Origin of the sequence: Acetobacter cerevisiae (assembly GCF_001580535.1) — a bacterium.
Lineage (GTDB): Bacteria > Pseudomonadota > Alphaproteobacteria > Acetobacterales > Acetobacteraceae > Acetobacter > Acetobacter cerevisiae.
The window spans coordinates 44,787-62,009 of sequence record NZ_LHZA01000147.1 but is presented as its reverse complement, the minus strand read 5'-3'; the positions used below and the strand labels follow the sequence as shown (position 1 = coordinate 62,009).

General features: G+C 59.4%; 14 protein-coding genes and 1 pseudogene. 3 read left to right on the top strand and 12 right to left on the bottom strand.

The genetic code is table 11. The features are described 5' to 3' along the window. The 11 genes and pseudogenes from AD928_RS08855 to AD928_RS08805 all read right to left on the bottom strand — a co-directional run. Nucleotides 1–904, bottom strand: a pseudogene (locus tag AD928_RS08855) (DNA-directed RNA polymerase subunit beta); the annotation flags it as partial. A 230-nt stretch (nt 905–1,134) separates the two neighbouring features. Continuing rightward, on the bottom strand, nt 1,135–1,509 hold the full coding sequence (rplL, locus tag AD928_RS08850; protein WP_062141832.1) for a 50S ribosomal protein L7/L12: 375 nt from the start codon (nt 1,507–1,509) through the stop codon (nt 1,135–1,137). A gap of 98 nt (nt 1,510–1,607) precedes the next feature. Then, on the bottom strand, nt 1,608–2,132 hold the full coding sequence (gene rplJ / locus AD928_RS08845; RefSeq protein ID WP_025826432.1) for a 50S ribosomal protein L10: 525 nt from the start codon (nt 2,130–2,132) through the stop codon (nt 1,608–1,610). A 286-nt stretch (nt 2,133–2,418) separates the two neighbouring features. Further along, entirely contained in the window at nt 2,419–3,111 is a 693-nt protein-coding gene (rplA, locus tag AD928_RS08840) for a 50S ribosomal protein L1 (protein WP_062249879.1), read from the bottom strand. A gap of 4 nt (nt 3,112–3,115) precedes the next feature. Continuing rightward, the gene (gene rplK / locus AD928_RS08835) at nt 3,116–3,547 is read right to left on the bottom strand and encodes a 50S ribosomal protein L11 (protein ID WP_062141835.1); all 432 of its coding nucleotides are present in this window, start codon (nt 3,545–3,547) and stop codon (nt 3,116–3,118) included. Between the two features lie 106 nt (nt 3,548–3,653). Further along, complete coding sequence (locus AD928_RS08830) at nt 3,654–5,270, bottom strand: efflux transporter outer membrane subunit (RefSeq protein WP_062249878.1); 1,617 nt, start codon at nt 5,268–5,270, stop codon at nt 3,654–3,656. Then, nucleotides 5,267–6,613, bottom strand: a complete 1,347-nt coding sequence (locus AD928_RS08825) for an efflux RND transporter periplasmic adaptor subunit (RefSeq protein ID WP_062141837.1) — start codon at nt 6,611–6,613, stop codon at nt 5,267–5,269. Before AD928_RS08825 ends, AD928_RS08830 begins: the two co-directional genes overlap by 4 nt. Further along, entirely contained in the window at nt 6,610–9,783 is a 3,174-nt protein-coding gene (locus AD928_RS08820) for an efflux RND transporter permease subunit (protein ID WP_062249875.1), read from the bottom strand. Before AD928_RS08820 ends, AD928_RS08825 begins: the two co-directional genes overlap by 4 nt. Before the next feature lie 116 nt (nt 9,784–9,899). Beyond that, on the bottom strand, nt 9,900–11,270 hold the full coding sequence (locus AD928_RS08815) for a sensor histidine kinase (RefSeq protein ID WP_062249873.1): 1,371 nt from the start codon (nt 11,268–11,270) through the stop codon (nt 9,900–9,902). After that, nucleotides 11,257–12,009: a response regulator transcription factor gene (locus AD928_RS08810; RefSeq protein WP_062249871.1), complete on the bottom strand. Its 753-nt coding sequence runs from the start codon at nt 12,007–12,009 to the stop codon at nt 11,257–11,259. The genes AD928_RS08815 and AD928_RS08810 overlap by 14 nt, the downstream gene beginning before the upstream one ends. Continuing rightward, on the bottom strand, nt 12,006–13,286 hold the full coding sequence (locus AD928_RS08805) for a DNA recombination protein RmuC (protein WP_062249869.1): 1,281 nt from the start codon (nt 13,284–13,286) through the stop codon (nt 12,006–12,008). The genes AD928_RS08810 and AD928_RS08805 overlap by 4 nt, the downstream gene beginning before the upstream one ends. 175 nt (nt 13,287–13,461) lie before the next feature. On the opposite strand from AD928_RS08805, the gene AD928_RS08800 reads away from it, so the two are divergent. From AD928_RS08800 to AD928_RS08790, 3 genes are all read left to right on the top strand, one after another. Beyond that, a complete protein-coding gene (locus AD928_RS08800) occupies nt 13,462–14,754 on the top strand; it encodes a dicarboxylate/amino acid:cation symporter (RefSeq protein WP_062249867.1) in 1,293 nt (430 codons plus the stop codon). Between the two features lie 70 nt (nt 14,755–14,824). Beyond that, nucleotides 14,825–16,087 carry an MFS transporter gene (locus AD928_RS08795; protein WP_062249865.1) on the top strand — a complete coding sequence of 421 codons (1,263 nt, stop codon included), beginning with the start codon at nt 14,825–14,827 and terminating at the stop codon, nt 16,085–16,087. Between the two features lie 129 nt (nt 16,088–16,216). After that, complete coding sequence (locus AD928_RS08790) at nt 16,217–16,621, top strand: hypothetical protein (protein ID WP_062249863.1); 405 nt, start codon at nt 16,217–16,219, stop codon at nt 16,619–16,621. A 40-nt stretch (nt 16,622–16,661) separates the two neighbouring features. Here the strand turns inward: AD928_RS08790 and bcp are convergent, their stop codons facing one another. Next, the gene (gene bcp / locus AD928_RS08785) at nt 16,662–17,153 is read right to left on the bottom strand and encodes a thioredoxin-dependent thiol peroxidase (protein ID WP_062249861.1); all 492 of its coding nucleotides are present in this window, start codon (nt 17,151–17,153) and stop codon (nt 16,662–16,664) included. Between the last annotated feature and the right edge of the window lie 70 nt (nt 17,154–17,223).

Sequence of the window (17,223 nt, the reverse complement as noted above, 5' to 3'; positions counted from 1 at the left end):
CTGCCTCAGCCACCACTTCGCCGGTTTCTGCGTCAACCAGCGGTGCCAGCAGCTTCAGACCACGGAAAGAGTCCGCATCGAACGGACGCGCCCAGCCTTTAGCCGTTTTGGTGAAGGTGACGGTATCATAGAAGTAGGAGAGGATTTCATTATCATCCATCCCCTTGATATCCAGAGCGTCGACGTCACCGCCTTCAGCCATTTTCGCCTTACGGGCAGCGGCAGATGCCTCGCCTTCCAGCGCATACAGCAGCGTGGTAACAGGCAGCTTACGCTTCCGGTCGATACGCACATAGATCAGATCTTTGGCGTCGAACTCGAAGTCCAGCCAGGACCCGCGATACGGAATGACGCGCGCGGCAAACAGATATTTGCCGGAAGAGTGCGTCTTGCCCTTATCGTGGTCAAAGAACACACCGGGAGACCGGTGCATCTGGCTGACGATAACACGCTCGGTGCCATTGATAATGAAGGTCCCGTTGTCGGTCATCAGGGGCATGTCGCCCATATAGACCGGCTGCTCCTTGATATCCCGGATGGAGCGGGAACCCGTATCTTCATCCACGTCCCATACAATGAGACGCAGGATCACTTTCAGCGGAGCGGAATAGGTCAACCCGCGCTGAATGCATTCTTCAACATCATACTTCGGCTCTTCGAATTCGTAGCTAACGAATTCCAGCCGCCCGCGACCTGCAAAGTCATTAATCGGGAATACAGACCGGAAAACCTCCTGCAAACCTGTCGGCGTGCGCGCATCGGGCGACACATTCGCCTGAAGAAACGTCTCGTAAGACGCCCGCTGCACGTCAATCAGGTTCGGCATCGGAGCGATTTCGGGGATCCGCCCGAAACTCTTGCGAATCCGCTTCCGTCCTGTGAACGATTTGGTGATTGCGTTCATCGTCGCTCCTGCCCTGCCCTTTGTCTCGGACCATCAGGCCCGCCGCGCTCTACCGCGAGCCTGATGGTCCGATCTGTAGTAACCGGCCTTCACTGATACCGGGAAGACCCCGGCCTCTATACCTGCTCCGAACCGGATCCGAAACAGGCAAACGGGCAGAGGCAACATACCCCCACCCGAAAACCTTTTCCATTACCCCGCCACCCTGAGGCAGCGGGACTTTGGCAAACTTATTTAATTTCGACGCTGGCGCCGTTGTCTTCAAGAGCTTTCTTGATTTTTTCGGCTTCGTCTTTGCTAGCGCCTTCTTTAACGGTCTTCGGTGCGCCTTCAACCAGGTCTTTGGCTTCTTTCAGGCCCAGACCCGTGATGCCACGGATTTCCTTAATGACGTTGATTTTCTTGTCGCCAGCTTTGGTCAGAACGACGTCAAATTCGGTCTTTTCTTCAGCCGGAGCAGCGGCAGCAGCCGGACCAGCAGCAGCAACAGCAACCGGAGCAGCGGCGGAAACGCCCCACTTTTCTTCCAGCAGCTTGGAGAGTTCAGCAGCTTCGAGAACGGTCAGAGCAGACAGTTCGTCAACGAGCTTGTTCAGATCAGCCATGATTAGACTTCCTAATATAAACACTGGTTTGCAAAGCACAACCTCCCCGGTGGAAGGCCATGCGATTTCTTGAACACGTCTTCAGATGAAGGCGTGCTTTAGGCGGCTTCCGCCTCACCCGTTTTGGCATAGGCCCCAAAAACCCGGGCAAGCTGCCCTGCCGGTGCCTGAACAACACCTGCGATACGCGTAGCGGGCGTGGAGATAAGACCCACGAGCTGCGCGCGCAGTGCATCCAGAGACGGCAGTTCGGCCAGAGCCTTCAGTCCGTTGGCGTCAAGCACCTGCGAACCAAGAGAACCCCCGACCAGCACAAGCTTGTCATTGGTTTTGGCGAACTCGACGATCACCTTTGCCACTGCTACCGGATCAGCTGCCCATGCAAGAGCAGTCGGTCCTTTAAGCATCGGCTTAATGCCGTCGAACTGGGTCCCATCCAGGGCGAGAGTTGCCAGCCGGTTTTTTGCGACCTTGTAAGTTGCACCCGCTGCACGCACTTTGCGTCGCAGATCCGTCACATCAGCTACGGTCAACCCAGCATTCTGGGTCACCACAACCATGGACGTTTCGGCGAACACGGCGGCAAGGGCGGCAACAGCGGCCTGCTTTTCCGTACGGTTCAAATCCCGTCTCCGTCTTGCTTCATCCAGCCTTGGCCGAATAAAGCGGGTTGCCCTCAGGATTTCACAAAAACAGTGTGAAATCCGCTCGCCTGTCCTTCAAACGGAATACCCGGAGCCTGCCGAAAAACAGCCTGCAACCAGCATCCCCGTCTTACACGCGCAAACCTGTAAGGTTTTTTACGGCACAAGGCCACGTGTGATCTCGGACAGGATCGGGAAGCAACCCGAAGGCACTTCCCTTAATGTGCCGCACCAGACCGAAGCCCGGCACAGCAGCATCTCAAACTCAGCCTGCGAAAGCTGAGATATCGACCTGAACGCCCGGGCCCATGGTGGATGCAAGAGCGATCTTTTTCAGATACGTGCCCTTTGCACCCGTCGGGCGAGCTTTCTGCACGGCATCAATGAATGCGCGAGCATTTTCAATCAGCTTCGCTTCATCGAAAGAAGCCTTGCCGATGCCAGCATGCACGATACCGGCTTTTTCAGCGCGGTATTCGACCTGACCGGACTTGGCTGCCGTGATAGCACCCTTAACGTCCATGGTCACGGTGCCCAGCTTCGGGTTCGGCATCAGACCACGCGGACCGAGGATCTTACCGAGACGACCGACGAGAGCCATCATGTCCGGAGTTGCAATGCAGCGATCGAATTCGATTTCGCCAGCCTGCACTTTTTCCATCAGGTCTTCAGCGCCAACAACATCGGCACCGGCAGCGGTTGCTTCTTCAGCTTTCGCGCCACGAGCAAACACGCCAACGCGCAGCGTCTTACCCGTGCCGTTCGGCAGGGAAACGAAACCGCGGACCATCTGGTCAGCATGACGCGGGTCGATGCCCAGGTTGAGGGAGATTTCAACCGTTTCGTCAAGCTTGGCCGTTGCATTGCCCTTTACCAGGGAAATAGCTTCGTCCAGACCGTAAGACTGACCGTGAGTGACTTTGCTGCGTGCAGCGGCAATACGCTTGTTCTTAGCCATGCTCTCAGCCCTCCACCGTCAGACCCATGGAGCGGGCAGAACCTGCCAGCATCCGCACAGCGCCATCGATATCGTTAGCGTTCATGTCTTTGAACTTCTGCTCTGCGATTTCCTGCAACTGACCCATGGTCACCTTGCCAACAGCAGCAGACTTACCAACCGTCTGGCTGCCTTTGGAAATTTTGGCAGCTTTCAGCAGGAAGTAGGTGTTCGGCGGCGTCTTGGTGATGAAGCTGAACGTGCGGTCTGCATAAGCGGTGATGACGACCGGGATCGGCATACCTGGCTCAAGACCCTGGGTCTTGGCGTTGAACTCTTTACAGAACTGCATGATGTTCAGACCACGCTGACCGAGCGCGGGACCAACCGGCGGCGAAGGATTCGCTTTGCCAGCAGGAATCTGAAGCTTGATGTAGCCAACAACTTTTTTGGCCATATCCGGGACTCCTCATTATTGAACCCGGACCGCGGTTCTCACGACTCCTCTGAGCCATGGTTATGGCACAGGACGAGCCTCCCGCGTTCCGATAGGAAAGGCGCGCTTACCGGTGCGCGCCGCTTGTGTCAAGAGGCTGACGCATATTTGCACTACCCGATGTCAGGTCAGAAGCAGCCGGATCAGTCTGTGTGCTGATGCCACCAAGTGGGGCTGCATGGCGCAGATTACCATACTGCAGCGGGTGGAACGGCATGATTTTATCAGACTGCGGCAGCTCTGCCCGAGACCAGCCACCACCCAGCGCGCGAATCAGCTCCACACGCGCATCAACAGCACGCGTCTGCACCTGCACAAGAGCAATACGCGCGTTCAGCGCCGCCACCTGTGCCACCACCACATCAAGGTAGTTGGTCAGGCCGCCGGTATAGAGCGCCATGGTCATAGTCTGGGTATGCAGGGCGGCATCCACTGCGCTGCTCTGCTGCTGCGCTTCCGTCTTCAGGCGGCTGGTGCGCGTCAGGTTATCTTCCACCTCCTGAAACGCATCCAGCACTGTGCTGCGATACAGGTCTTCCTGCTCCCGGTATTGCGACCAGTTGCGTTGCAGCTCGGCACGCCGCAGGCCGCCCTGGAACAACGGCAGCAGCGCCTGCACGCCAAACTGGTACATGGAGTTGGAAAGAGACGCGAGGTCAAACCCGTTATCCATGAAGCCCGTCATGGCGTTGAAGGTAATATGCGGATAGAACGCCGCGCGTGAAACACCAATCGCCCGGTTGGCCTGCGCCATACGCCGCTCGGCCTCCGCAATATCCGGTCGCCGTTCCAGCAACGTGGATGGCAGAGCAACCGGCGGTTGTGCTTCAGCAAACCCCAGACGCGTGACCGGCGCGATATGGAACGAGGCCGGAGCCTGATTCACCAGTACCGCAATGGCATGCTCCATCACATCCCGCTGGGAGCGCACTTCGGTTTCCTGCGCCTGCGTGGTGTAGAGCTGGGTTTCTGCACGTGAGACGTCCATCCCCGGCGCAATTGCCCCCGCCAGACGCATTTTGGTGACCTGCACCGCAGTCTGATAGTAGCGGATGGAATCCCGATACACTGCATCCTGCGCATCCAGACCACGCAGCGTCACATAATCACTCGCCAGTTCGGCCTGCAGGCTCAGGCGTGCCAGCGCATAGGCTGCGGCCTCAGCCTGCGTGCCCTGCTTGGCCATGCGCACCTTGTTGCGGATGGCCGACCAGAAATCCGGCTCCCATGTTGCTGTGCCTGAATATTGCTCGGACGACATATAGACCGGCCCAGCGGACCCTGCCCCGCGCCACAGCCTGTGGCGCGAGCCCTTATATTTCTCACCGCTCGCAGCACCATTGACCTGCGGATACAGGTGGGACTTCGCTTCCATCGCCACATCACGCGCCTGCATGAAGGCTTCCGCCTGCGCCTGAAGGCTCGGGTTCAGGCGCATGGCCTGCTCTTCCAGCTGGTTGAGTTGCGGGTCTCCCAGCATGGTCCACCAGTCCGGGCGGATCGCATCATCCGCCGGCTGACCGGGCTGAAGAACCCCGTGATTCTGCCCTTCCCACTGGGCAGGCAGCTTCAGTTTTGTCGGGTTGTAGCGCGGGGCCATGTCACACCCCGAGAGGATGGTGGCCAGCGAAAGACCAACCAGAAAACTCCGCTTCAGTCGCAGCGTCACGGCGCGCCCTGTCATGGGCGGCCTCCTTCTTCTGCCGCTGGCTGATTATCTTCCGGCATGGCACGGATATCATCGTTGCCCTGCTCGGCTTTTTCAGCCGGAGCCTTCTGCTCTGCCTTAGGTGGGGTCGGCTTTTTGGGGGCGACGTTGTAGCCCGGCGTGCCTTTGACAATCCTTACGCTCTGGCCATCCAGCAAGCCGGCAGAGGGGCTGTTCACCACGCGGTCCGTTTTCTTCACACCGCGCAGGATCTGCACCGTCGTGCCCAGATTGGTCCCGACCGTTACACCCACCAGATGCACATGGTTGGAATCATCCACCAGCGCGACCTGTGTGCCTTCTGCGCGGAAAATAATCGCACCTTCCGGCAGGATCAGCATATCGGGGTCACCCGGTGCCTTGAAGTTGGCGGTAGCGTAGGAGTTCGGCCAGAGTTCGCCAGATTTGTTGTCCAGCGTGAGTTCCGTCGTCACCGTACGGGTCGACGCATTGAAGGCGGTCGCGGTCGCCAGGAATTTCGCCTTGAAGGTGCGGTCCGGATATTGCGGGATGCTCAGATCGGCTTCCAGACGCGGGGAGATAATGTCCGCATAGTCCTGCGGCACAGCGACGAACACGCGCATGGCATGGACATCCGCCACGCTGAACAGTTCCGTGGCATTCCCGTGAGAGTCCACATCCCCGCGCCCGGCGTTGACGTAATCGCCCACGTCCGCAAAACGCGACGTCACGATGCCATCAAACGGTGCGACGATTTTCTTGAAGCCTTCAAGTGCGGCAAACCGTTCCACGTCATGACGTGCGGCTTCCACCTGTGCCTGCTGGGCCTCGGCGTTGGCTGCCTGCACGTCCACTTCCTGCTGAGAGACAGCCTGCGTGCCCTGCAATGCCTTCCAGCGCCGCGCCGTAATCTGCGCCAGCTTGTAGCGGGCCTGAGCCACATCCAGATTGGCCTTGGCGGCGGCATACTGGGCATCCAGTCCCGGCGTGTCGATTTCCGCCAGAACGTCGCCGGTTTTCACCACGGCACCAAAGTCCTTGTACCACATTTTCACGTAGCCAGAGACCTGCGCGTAAATGGGAGCCTGATACCATGCGGCGATATTGGCTGGCAGCGAGAGCGTGCGGACAGACGGCCCCGGCTGCGGGTAGATGACCTGCACGGCGGGTATCGCGTTTTCCTGCGTTTCCCTGGCCAGATGCATGTAATGCGCCTGCCGCTGCACAATGCCGACGACCGCCAGAATAATGGCGACTATCGCGACAATGATGATCCCGATCGTCCTTTTGCGGGAAGACGCCGCATCATGCTGTGTGGTCTGCTCCGGCTGGCCACCGTCTTCATGATACCCGCTCATGCGCCTTCTCCCTGTTCCGTCGTCGTGGTCGGCTTTTTTCGATTATGCAGCATGGCGAAAACACATGGCACAAATAGCAAGGTTGCAACTGTTGCCACCAGCAGGCCGCCCATGACGGCTTTGCCCAGTGGCGCGTTCTGAGAATTACTGAGGGACATTGGCAACATCCCGATAATCATGGCGGAGGCCGTCATCAGCACGGGGCGAATACGCTCAAACCCGGATTCAATGGCGGCCTTAATGGCGTCGCCATGCTCTTCCAGCCGCTCCCGCGCAAAGGACACCACCAGAATGGCGTTGGCGGTTGCCGTGCCCATGCACATGATGGCCCCTGTCAGCGCAGGCACCGAAAGTGTGGTGTGCGTCAGGAACAGGCTCCAGGAAATCCCGGCCAGTGCGCCCGGAAGGGCTGTGATGATGATGAACGGGTCCAGCCAGGACTGAAAGTTGACCACAATCAGCAGGTAGACCAGCAGCACGGACATGGCGAGGCCACCGAGCAGCTGTGCATAGGCGCTGTTCATGGTGACCGCCTGCCCGCGCACTTCCAGTGCGGAGCCATGCGGCAGGTCCGGGCGGACCTCATCCACAATACGCTCCACCTCACGGGAGACCGTGCCGAGGTCAATGCCCTCGTTGGAGGCGTAAATGTCGAACACCGGCAGAATGTTATAGTGCGAGACTTCACCCGGCGTGCCGGTCTGGACGATCTGGCTCAGACCACCCAGAATCTGAGGCGTCTGGCCGGTCGGGTTGCCGTCACCCTTATCAATGGGCGTGATTTCCAGATCATTCATGGTCTGCAGGAAGGTCGCTGGCGTCTGGATATCAATCAGATGCGAAACACCCGTCTTGGTATCCAGCCAGTAGACCTGCCCCACCTGAGAGCTACCGGAGAGCGAAACCAGCGCGTTGTTCGCCACGTCGGATTCCGTAATGCCGGTGCCCAGCGCGTAGGTTCGCCGCGTGTTGACCCGCAGGGTGGGCGTTGTCATCGGCTGCTGGACAGATACATCTGTCAGCCCCGTGACGTGCCGCAGGCGGTCGGCCAGACGGTTAGCAAAGCGGAAATTCTCCGCAAGGTTGCGGCCCGTAATCTGCACATCAATCGGCGACGGCAGACCAAAGTTCAGGATCTTGGCAGTCAGATCGCCCGGCAGGAAGGAAATCTGCGTACCGGGGAATTTCTCACCCAGATTATGGCGGATCATCCGGCGATACTCTGCCACCGGGGAGTCCGGGTCTTTCAGCGAGACCGTGAGGTCACAATCCTGCGTGCCGACCGTGGGGGTGGGAATATAGGCCTGATTCAGCGGGCTGAACGGCAGACCGCAGTTATCGACAATACTTTCCACCTGCCCCGGCAGCGTGCGTTCAATTTCGTCATTCACCAGCTGGGAAATTTTGCCGGCTTCCGAGAGCTTGGTGCCCAGCGGCGCGCGCATGTGAATGGCCATGGTGTCGGAATTGATTTCCGGGAAGAAGTCCTGCCCCACAAAGAACAGCAGCCCCAGAGACCCAAGCGAACACACCACAAACACCGGGATGAAGGTGCCGCGCGTCGCGACCAGATGGGTCAGCAGGTTCTGGTATCTATGCCGGAACTGCTCGAACTTGTGCTCAAACCCCCTCTGGAACCGGCCGAAAATGGTTTTTGGCGCGACCGGGCCATGGGCATGCGCAGCCACCTGAGCGGCCAGCATGTATTTCGCCATGGTCGGCACGAGGGTCCGGGAGAGAATGAAAGAGGCGATCATCGCGAAGATGATGGCTTCAGCCATCGGCATGAACAGCCAGCCCGCAACGCCGGTCAACTGGAACAGCGGCATCCAGACGATACAGATACACAGCGTGGAGACGAAGGTCGGGATTACGATCTGATTGGCGGCATCGATAATCGCGGTCTCGAGATCCTTGTCCATCTCGAGATGCGCATCGATGTTTTCAATCATCACGGTGGCATCATCCACCAGAATACCCACGGCCAGCGCCAGCCCGCCGAGGGTCATGACGTTAATGGTCTGCCCGGCCCAGCCCAGCCCGATAATGGAGCACAGCATGGCCAGCGGAATGGAGGTGGCGATAATGACAGTCGAGCGCCAGGAACCGAGGAACAGCAGCACCACAAGCCCGGTCAGACAGGCAGCGGTCAGCATTTCCCGCAGCACGTCCTGCACGGATTCCTTCACGAAAGTGGACGCGTCATTCAACACCTTGATGTTGACGCCTTCGGGCAGGGTTTTGACGATCCCGGGAAGCAGCTTTTTCACGCCCGCCACAACTTCAAGTGTCGAGGCGTCACCACTCTTCATGACCACAATCAGAACGCCCTGCTGGCCTTTAACCAGCACGAGGTTGGTCTGCGGCGGTCCGCCCTGATGCACCCACGCCACGTCCTGCAGGCGGACCACAGCATTCCCCACCTGCTTGATGGGCAGCATGTTGAGGTCATCCATATCCCGCGGCGAGGCGTTGGTCTGCACCATCCAGTCAAACGCGCCAATCCGCTGGTCACCCGCGGGCAGCACAATGTTCTGACTGTTAAGGGCTTTGGACACATCGATGGGCGAGAGCCGGTGGGCCAGCAGTTTGACGGGATCCAGATCGACCATCACGTTACCGGGCTGGCCGCCATACGGGTTCGGGATGGCCGCCCCCGCAACAGACACCAGCGCCGGTCGAATGAGGTTGGACGACATATCGTAGATCTGTGAGGCCGTCATGGAGGTCGAGGAGACCTGCAACGTGATGACCGGCACAGAGGAGGCATTATAGGCCAGCACCAGCGGTGGCGTGGAGCCGGTGGGCATCTGCTTGATCACGGTCTGGGAGACCGAGGTGATCTGCGTCTGCGCCACGGCGGTATCCGTGCCGGGCTGGAAGAAGATTTTGACAATCCCGCGGCCGTAATAGGACTGGCTTTCAATATGCTCGATATTGTTCACCGTCGCGGTCAGCGCGCGCTCGTAGTAGTAAACCACACGGCCGGACATATCCTCCGGCATCAGGCCGGTATAGGTCCAGACCACGGCCACTACCGGGATCTTGATACTGGGGAAGACGTCAGTCGGTGTCGTGAAGACACCTCTGATACCAAACACCAGAATAAGAATGGAGAGTACCACAAAGGTATACGGCTTTTTAAGCGCCGTTACGACAATCTCATTCATACGTGACAGCCCCTGCCGACACGTCTAAACGCCAGCATCCAGATAAATCGCTCATACAAACTGAGATACAGACATCCCCTCTCAGCGCCAATAAAAATGCTTTTAATCTGGGCGTTTCAGGAATGTTGTAACACAAATATAACAGTGAAGCGGGTTCCACGCCCTTCCGGCCCCGCATCGATCTGCACCGTCGCGTCATGCAGGTGGGCAATGGCGGAAACAAGGCTGAGGCCCAGCCCGCTGCCCGGCACATGGCGGCTCTTGTCCGAGCGGTAAAAGCGGGACAGCACCGCGCCACGTTCTTCCGGAGCAATACCAATGCCGGTGTCGGTCACGGTCAGACAGACCGCGCCGGCCTGACGGCTTACACTCACCGTCACTTCCCCACCCTCCGGGGTGAATTTGATGGCATTATCCACCAGATTGACCAGCAGTTCGATCAGCAGATGCCGGTCCCCGTCCAGACAGACCGGCACGGTGGTCGGCTGCATAACCAGCGTCACCCCCTCCGTTTCCGCAATCGGTTCGTAGAGATCAACCACGTCAGCGCCCAGATCGTTCAGATTCACCATTGCAAACCCGGCACGGCGACGGCTGCTTTCCAGCTCCGCAATCCGCAACAGGGCGGTGATAATGCCCAGACACTGGTCCAGATTGCCGACTGCCCCGCTGACGGCATCTTCCAGCGCCTCGCGCTCGCCACCAGAGGCCAAGGCCCGCTCCAGCTTGGCGCGCACGCGGGAAAGCGGTGTGCGCAGGTCATGCGCAATATCGTTGCCGACCTCCCGCATTCCGTCCATCAGGTGCTCCAGACGGTCCAGCATGCGGTTCACGCTCCCTGCCAGACGCTCCAGATCATCCCGTTCCTTCCCGGCAGGCAGACGCTCGTGGATATCCCCCGCCATGATCAGGTCAATGGCCTCGTGCATTTCCTTCACCCGGAACAGGGCGCGGCGGCTCAGCACCATGCCCAGCAGCAGGGCGAATAACAGGGTGGGAATGGCCGCCACCACCGTGGCATGCCGCAGCATCAGCTTCTGCTCAGCCAGCAGGTGAAAGCTGCGCCCCAGCACCAGAATGGTGCCATCCGGCAGAGTTTCCGCCAGCAGGCGCAGCGGATAGGCAGCGCCCTCCTCCGGGTAGATTTCGATATTATGCGGTTTGCCGTCCGCTACGAGCCCTTTGGGCCATGCGTGCAGATCCCCGGCAATCAGGGCATGGCTGGCGTCAAACAGTCCGGCACTGCTGATAACCAGCCGCAGATCATCCGTTGCGCGTTTGCGGATGACATATTCCAGATGTTCCGGCGTCATTTGTGCCAGTAAATGGGCCTCGCCACGCAGCAGTTCGGTCGAGCGACGGGATTCCACCGCTTCCATCTGGGTATAAACCAGCCCGAACTGCATCACCATCACGCCTGCCATGGCCGCCAGAGCAGCCAGTGTGAGGCGGAAGGTTGCGGTGCGGAAAAGCTCAGTCAGGAACACGCAGCAGGAATCCTGTGCCGCGAATGCTGCGGATCAGCGGCTCTTCTCCGGGCACATCCACCTTGCGGCGCAGCTTACCGATATGCACATCCACCAGATTGGTGCGCGGAATAAAGCGATACTGCCAGACATCTTCCAGCATCATGGAGCGGGTCAGCACCTGTCCGGGCCTGCGCATGAGATATTCCAGCAACCGAAACTCGCGCGGCAGCAGTTCAATCTCCCGGCCATCCCGCCAGACGCGGCGCTCGATCAGATCCATGGAGAGCGGCCCTACCCGCAACTGGGTGCTGCGCGTATCATCCGGGCGGCGCAGCAGCGCTTCCACCCGGGCCATCAGCTCTTCCATGGCGAAGGGCTTGGTCAGGTAATCATCGCCGCCTGCTTTCAGACCGGTCACGCGGTCATCCACAGCGGAGAGAGCGGACAGCACCAGAACCGGCGTCCGGATGCCGCGCTGGCGCACCGCCTCAATCACGCTCAGGCCATCCATCCCCGGCAGCAGGCGATCCACCACCATGACGTGCGCCTCACCCGTGAGGGCTGCCGTAAGACCAGCATCGCCGGTTTCCTCGTGCCGCACCTCAAAACCATGGGCCGTCAGTTCGCCCACAATTTCTTCAGCAATCGCGCTGTCATCTTCTATCAGCAGCACAACGCCTCGGGACTGCTCGGGGCCTCGGGGCTGGCCGAGCTGTGCTGTATCCGGATCTGTGTTCAGTGCTGTCTCTTCCGTCATAACTGTCCTGATGCTGTTTTCCCCGGTTCAGGGCCAGTAAATTCCATTTCAGGATTAAGTGCTACGTCTTCCGTCTCCGGGGCATCCAGTTCCCGCAATCGGCGGCTGACCACGCGGGTGCGCCTGCGGGCTTCCTCAATGGATGTTGACATAGCCTGCGCATTCCGCGCCAGTTTTTCCAGCACGCCATCCATGCGGATCATTTCCTGTCGGGTTGCGCCCAGCAGGCGGGCAATGGTTTCCGTCCGGTCTTCCAGCGCCAGCGTGACATAACCCAGATGCACAGTGCGCAGCAGAGCGGGCATGAGAGCGGGCCCCATAATCATCACCCGGCAGGTCCGGCCAATTTCATCAATCAGGCCGGGGATGCGGGCCGCTTCCGCATAGAGGCCGTCGGTTGGCAGATACAGCACGGCAAATTCCACCGTGCGCGGAGGGTGGATATATTTGGTCGCAATTTTTCGTGCTGCCAGCCGCAAAGTGCTTTCCAGAGACTTGCGAGCGGCTTTCTCAGCCACCGCATCGCCGTCCTCCACGGCGTTCAGCAAACGCTCATAGGCTTCGGTCGGGAACTTGCTATCCACCGGCAGCACCGGCGGTGTGCTGGAACGCACCGGCATGCGGATGGCAAATTCCACCACATCATTCCCCGGCCCCAGCCGCACGTTCGATTCGTATGACCCTTCCGGCAGCACATCATCCAGAATGGCCTTGAGCTGCGCTTCTCCCCAGCCGCCACGGGTCTTCACGTTGCCGAACAGGCGCTTGAGGTCGCTGATCTGCGCCGTCATGGCCCGCACTTCGCCCATGGCCTTCTGCATCGCGCTGAACTGCTCCAGCACACGCTGGAAGGAGGTCTGCATCTGCCGCTCCACGGCCTCATGCAGCTGATCCGTCACCGCCACACGAATGGCGGACAACTGGCGGGCGGAGGTTTCCGCCATCTCCCGCAAGGCTTCAGCCTGCGCAGCCCGCACTTCGGCCTGCTCCCGCCCCATGTTGCCAACCATGCCAGCCAGACGTTCAGCCAGCTCGGAGCGCACCTGCTCAATGCGCCCGGTCATCACCCGTTCCAGTTCCGACAGATGCGTTCTCTGGTGCGCGGCTTCCGTCCGGGCGGCGGCGGTTTCCTGCTCCACAAGCACATAGAGCCGGGCCAGCAGATCCGCATCTGCCCCGCCCTGACCCTTGCGGCCACCGCCCAGCAGCCAGGCCAGCACCGCCCCCAGTGCAAGTGCTCCCAAAGCCACAACAACCAGCATTATTCCATCATCCATCCGTGATCCGTCTCATTTTCTCTCGGCAGGGAGGCCGGTTCGTGCTGATCTGGTCCCCGTAATAAATTATGACGCCAATGCAACGAAGAGCCTGTATACAACAGCATTCAGGTTTGCCGCGCTGCTCCAGCGTTGACAAGAATAATGAACAAACCGGGAAAATACCCTTTTCGCCATGTCTCATCCTACCACTGCTTCCGCCCCCTCCGGCTCCTCCCGCGCGCACCTGTTTTATATTCAGGTGATTATTGCGGTTATTGCGGGCATTCTTGTTGGCGCCTTCTTCCCCAACATTGGCGCGGCCCTGCGTCCGCTGGGGGACGGGTTTGTCAAACTCATCAAGATGGTCATTGCACCGGTCATTTTTCTGACCGTCTGCACCGGCATTGCCGGAATGGCGGACCTCAAACAGACAGGCCGTGTGGCAGGTAAGGCCATGGCCTATTTCCTGTGTTTTTCAACGCTGGCGCTAATTGTCGGCATGCTGGTGGCCAATATCGCCCGCCCCGGCGCGGGGCTGCATATCCAGCCTGCCTCGCTGGACACCGGCTCTGTCGCCAGTTTTGTGAGTGAAGCGCATTCCCACTCCTTTACGGAGTTCCTGATGCGCATCATCCCCAGCACCACCGCCGGGGCCTTCACATCGGGCGAGATTTTGCAGGTGCTGCTGATTGCCATCCTGTTTGGCGTCAGCCTCGCGCAGATGGGAGAAAGTGGTCAGAAAGTCCTCACCCTGTTCCGCAGCCTGACGGAGTTGGTCTTCGGCGTGGTGCGTCTGGTGATGTATGTCGCCCCCATTGGGGCCTTCGGGGCCATGGCCTTTACGGTGGGCAAGTTTGGCGTGGCGTCCATCGGGCATCTGGTGGGGCTGGTTCTGGCGTTTTATCTGACGGCCATTCTGTTCGTCTGCGGTATTCTGGGGCTGGTGACCCGCATGATGGGCTTCAGCATTTTCCGCCTGCTGGCCTATATCAAGGAAGAGCTGCTGATTGTTCTGGGCACCAGTTCCTCTGAATCTGCTCTGCCGGGGCTGATTGCCAAGCTGGAAAATGCAGGCTGCCCACAGGGGATTGTCGGGCTGGTGGTGCCCATGGGCTATTCCTTCAATCTGGACGGCACCAATATTTACATGACCCTCGCCGCCCTGTTCATCGCGCAGGCAACCGACGTGCATCTGGGCCTTGGGGAACAGATTGCCCTCCTGCTTGTTGCCATGGTGAGTTCCAAAGGCGCGGCCGGTGTGACTGGGGCCGGGTTTATTACGCTGGCGGCAACACTTTCCGTGGTCCCCAGCGTGCCGGTCGGTGGCATGGCGCTTATTCTGGGAATTGATCGCTTCATGTCGGAATGTCGCTCCCTGACCAATCTGGTCGGCAATGCGGTCGCTGCCATTGTTATTTCCCGTTGGGAAAACTCTCTGGACACACAGCAACTCCACAAAGCCCTGAGCGAAAAATCAGACACCTGAAGCCGCTCCCTCTCCTTTTTCAGCCTTTAAAAGCCTCTTATCAGATGCGAGATTTTACATGAGAACCGGAATGACAACGGCGCAGCGCCTTCGTGGCATTCTGGCAGGCTCTGCCGGGAACCTGCTGGAATATTACGACTGGTATGTCTATTCCTCCTTTACCATCTATTTCGCACACGCCTTCTTCCCACGTGGCAACCAAACCGCAGAGCTGCTGAATGCCGCAGCCATTTTTGCCGTTGGCTTCTTCATGCGTCCGGTGGGGGGATGGCTGCTTGGTATGGCGGCGGACCGTTATGGTCGCCGCACCGCGCTGACTTATTCCGTCACAGCCATGTGCTTTGGCTCGCTGGCCATTGCCGTCTGCCCGACCTATGAGCAAATCGGCCTTCTGGCGCCAGCCGTGCTGCTGCTGGCCCGACTGGTACAGGGCCTCAGTCTGGGTGGGGAATATGGAGCCTCCGCCACCTATCTGGCGGAAATGGCTACCCCGGAACATCGCGGGTTCTGGTCTGGCTTTCTGTATGTCACGCTGGTTATGGGGCAATTGCTGGCGCTGCTGCTTCTGCTGCTGATGCAATATGTCCTGCTCACACCGGAACAGATTGCGGCATGGGGCTGGCGCGTGCCGTTCGTTATCGGGGCGCTGGGAGCGTTGCTGGTGTTCTGGCTGCGTCGCCACATGCAGGAGAGCGAGCGTTTTGAAAAGACGAGCACACAAAAGGAAAAAGGAGGACTACGCGTCCTGCTTCAGCACCCGCGTGCCGTACTGACGGTCTGTGGCATGACGCTGGGTGGCACGGTTATTTTCTATACCTACACCATCTATATGCAGAAATATCTTGCCAACACGCTGGGCTTTCCCAAAGAGACTGCAACGCTGATCTCTTCTGCCTGCCTGATTATTTTTGCAGCCATCCAGCCTGCGTTCGGGGCGTTGTCTGACCGCATTGGTCGCCGCCCGCTGCTACTGTATTTTGGCGTCTGCGCCACGCTGGGCACCGTCCCGCTGCTGACCATTCTCTCCGGTGTTCACTCTGCATGGGCCGCATTTGGGCTGATCACGGGCGCGCTGTTCATCGCCTCTGGCTACACCTCCATCAATGCGGTGGTGAAGGCGGAGCTCTTCCCCACCCGCATCCGCGCGCTGGGTGTGGCGCTGCCTTATGCTGTTACGGTGTCCGTCTTTGGCGGCACAACGGAATATGTCGCGCTGTGGTGCAAGCAGGCGGGGCACGAGATGTGGTTTGCCTATTACGTGTCCGCCTGCGCCCTTGTCACACTGCTGACAGTGCTGACACTGCCCCGCACAACCGTGATTGATCAGGGATAACAGTCGTCCTTTTTTAAGGGACACAAATTGCCCGGAAGCGGCCTTGAAATTGCCATGAGGCAGCGCGTTATTAGGACGTGAAGAGGAGACGCTCCGGTGTTTCCTCTGTCAGTTTCGAGGAGGCACACGATGCGCCGTATGACAAAACTTCTTCTCGCCCTGCCCCTTATTGCAGGCACGACACTGGCGACACTGCCCGCCGCAGAGGCGCATCCGGGTGGCGGCTGGGGCCGTCCCGGCTGGGGTGGTCCGCCTCCGCCGCCGCGTGGTGGTTACTGGGGTGGTGGCCCGCGCAGAGGCTGGCACCGTGGCCCCGGTGGCGGTGCCATTGCCGGCGCGCTGATTGGTGGTCTGGCTGTTGGCGCTCTGGCCGGTGCTGCCATGGGCAATGCCGCACCGCCGCCGGTGGCTTATGCGCCGCCACCTCCGCCTCCGCCCGCTATGGGCTATGCCGTGCCGGTGGTGCCCGCAGTGCCGGTGGCTCCTGCTCCGGGCTATTACGCCGTCCCCGGCAGCTATTACTCCGGCTCGTAACCCCAGCCGGATTGAGGGCCTGATTGCAGGAGGCGTGCTGTTAAAGAGCCTTCGCGGCGTCCAGCACAGCCTCCACATGGCCCGGCACTTTCACCTTTTTCCAGATACGGGCGATTTTGCCATCCGCCCCAATCAGGAACGTGGTGCGATCAATCCCCATATAGGTTTTGCCATACAGGGATTTTTCGACCCACACGCCATAGGCTTCCGTCACGCTCCCTGCTTCATCTGAGGCCAGCGGGAATGTGAGGTCATATTTCTCAGCAAATTTATCAAGCGCTTTGACGGGATCGCGCGAGACGCCGATCACGGTCAGCCCCGCCCCTTCAAACTGCCCCAGAGCCTCACTGAAGCCACAGGCTTCCTTGGTACAACCGGGCGTGTCCGCCTTGGGGTAGAAATACAGCACAAATGGTTTGCCTTTCAGCTCCGCGAGACTGACGGTGCGGCCCCGGCTGGCCTCTATTTTGAAATCCGGAGCGATATCGCCCTCTTTCAGGCCGTTTTTTGTGGTGTCCTGCGTGTCTGTCATGCTCGGTTCTTTCCTGAAAAAACAATGTATCGGAAAACGCTGCCTGAAAAATTTCCCTGTCAGACAGCCT

What these genes read in the sequence shown, in the direction of transcription:
- rplL (WP_062141832.1), bottom strand. Translation starts at nt 1,509, where the DNA reads ATGGCTGATCTGAACAAGCTCGTTGACGAACTGTCTGCTCTGACCGTT.
- rplA (WP_062249879.1), bottom strand. Translation starts at nt 3,111, where the DNA reads ATGGCTAAGAACAAGCGTATTGCCGCTGCACGCAGCAAAGTCACTCAC.
- rplK (WP_062141835.1), bottom strand. Translation starts at nt 3,547, where the DNA reads ATGGCCAAAAAAGTTGTTGGCTACATCAAGCTTCAGATTCCTGCTGGC.
- AD928_RS08830 (WP_062249878.1), bottom strand. Translation starts at nt 5,270, where the DNA reads ATGACAGGGCGCGCCGTGACGCTGCGACTGAAGCGGAGTTTTCTGGTT.
- AD928_RS08825 (WP_062141837.1), bottom strand. Translation starts at nt 6,613, where the DNA reads ATGAGCGGGTATCATGAAGACGGTGGCCAGCCGGAGCAGACCACACAG.
- AD928_RS08820 (WP_062249875.1), bottom strand. Translation starts at nt 9,783, where the DNA reads ATGAATGAGATTGTCGTAACGGCGCTTAAAAAGCCGTATACCTTTGTG.
- AD928_RS08810 (WP_062249871.1), bottom strand. Translation starts at nt 12,009, where the DNA reads ATGACGGAAGAGACAGCACTGAACACAGATCCGGATACAGCACAGCTC.
- AD928_RS08805 (WP_062249869.1), bottom strand. Translation starts at nt 13,286, where the DNA reads ATGGATGATGGAATAATGCTGGTTGTTGTGGCTTTGGGAGCACTTGCA.
- AD928_RS08800 (WP_062249867.1), top strand. Translation starts at nt 13,462, where the DNA reads ATGTCTCATCCTACCACTGCTTCCGCCCCCTCCGGCTCCTCCCGCGCG.
- AD928_RS08795 (WP_062249865.1), top strand. Translation starts at nt 14,825, where the DNA reads ATGACAACGGCGCAGCGCCTTCGTGGCATTCTGGCAGGCTCTGCCGGG.
- AD928_RS08790 (WP_062249863.1), top strand. Translation starts at nt 16,217, where the DNA reads ATGCGCCGTATGACAAAACTTCTTCTCGCCCTGCCCCTTATTGCAGGC.
- bcp (WP_062249861.1), bottom strand. Translation starts at nt 17,153, where the DNA reads ATGACAGACACGCAGGACACCACAAAAAACGGCCTGAAAGAGGGCGAT.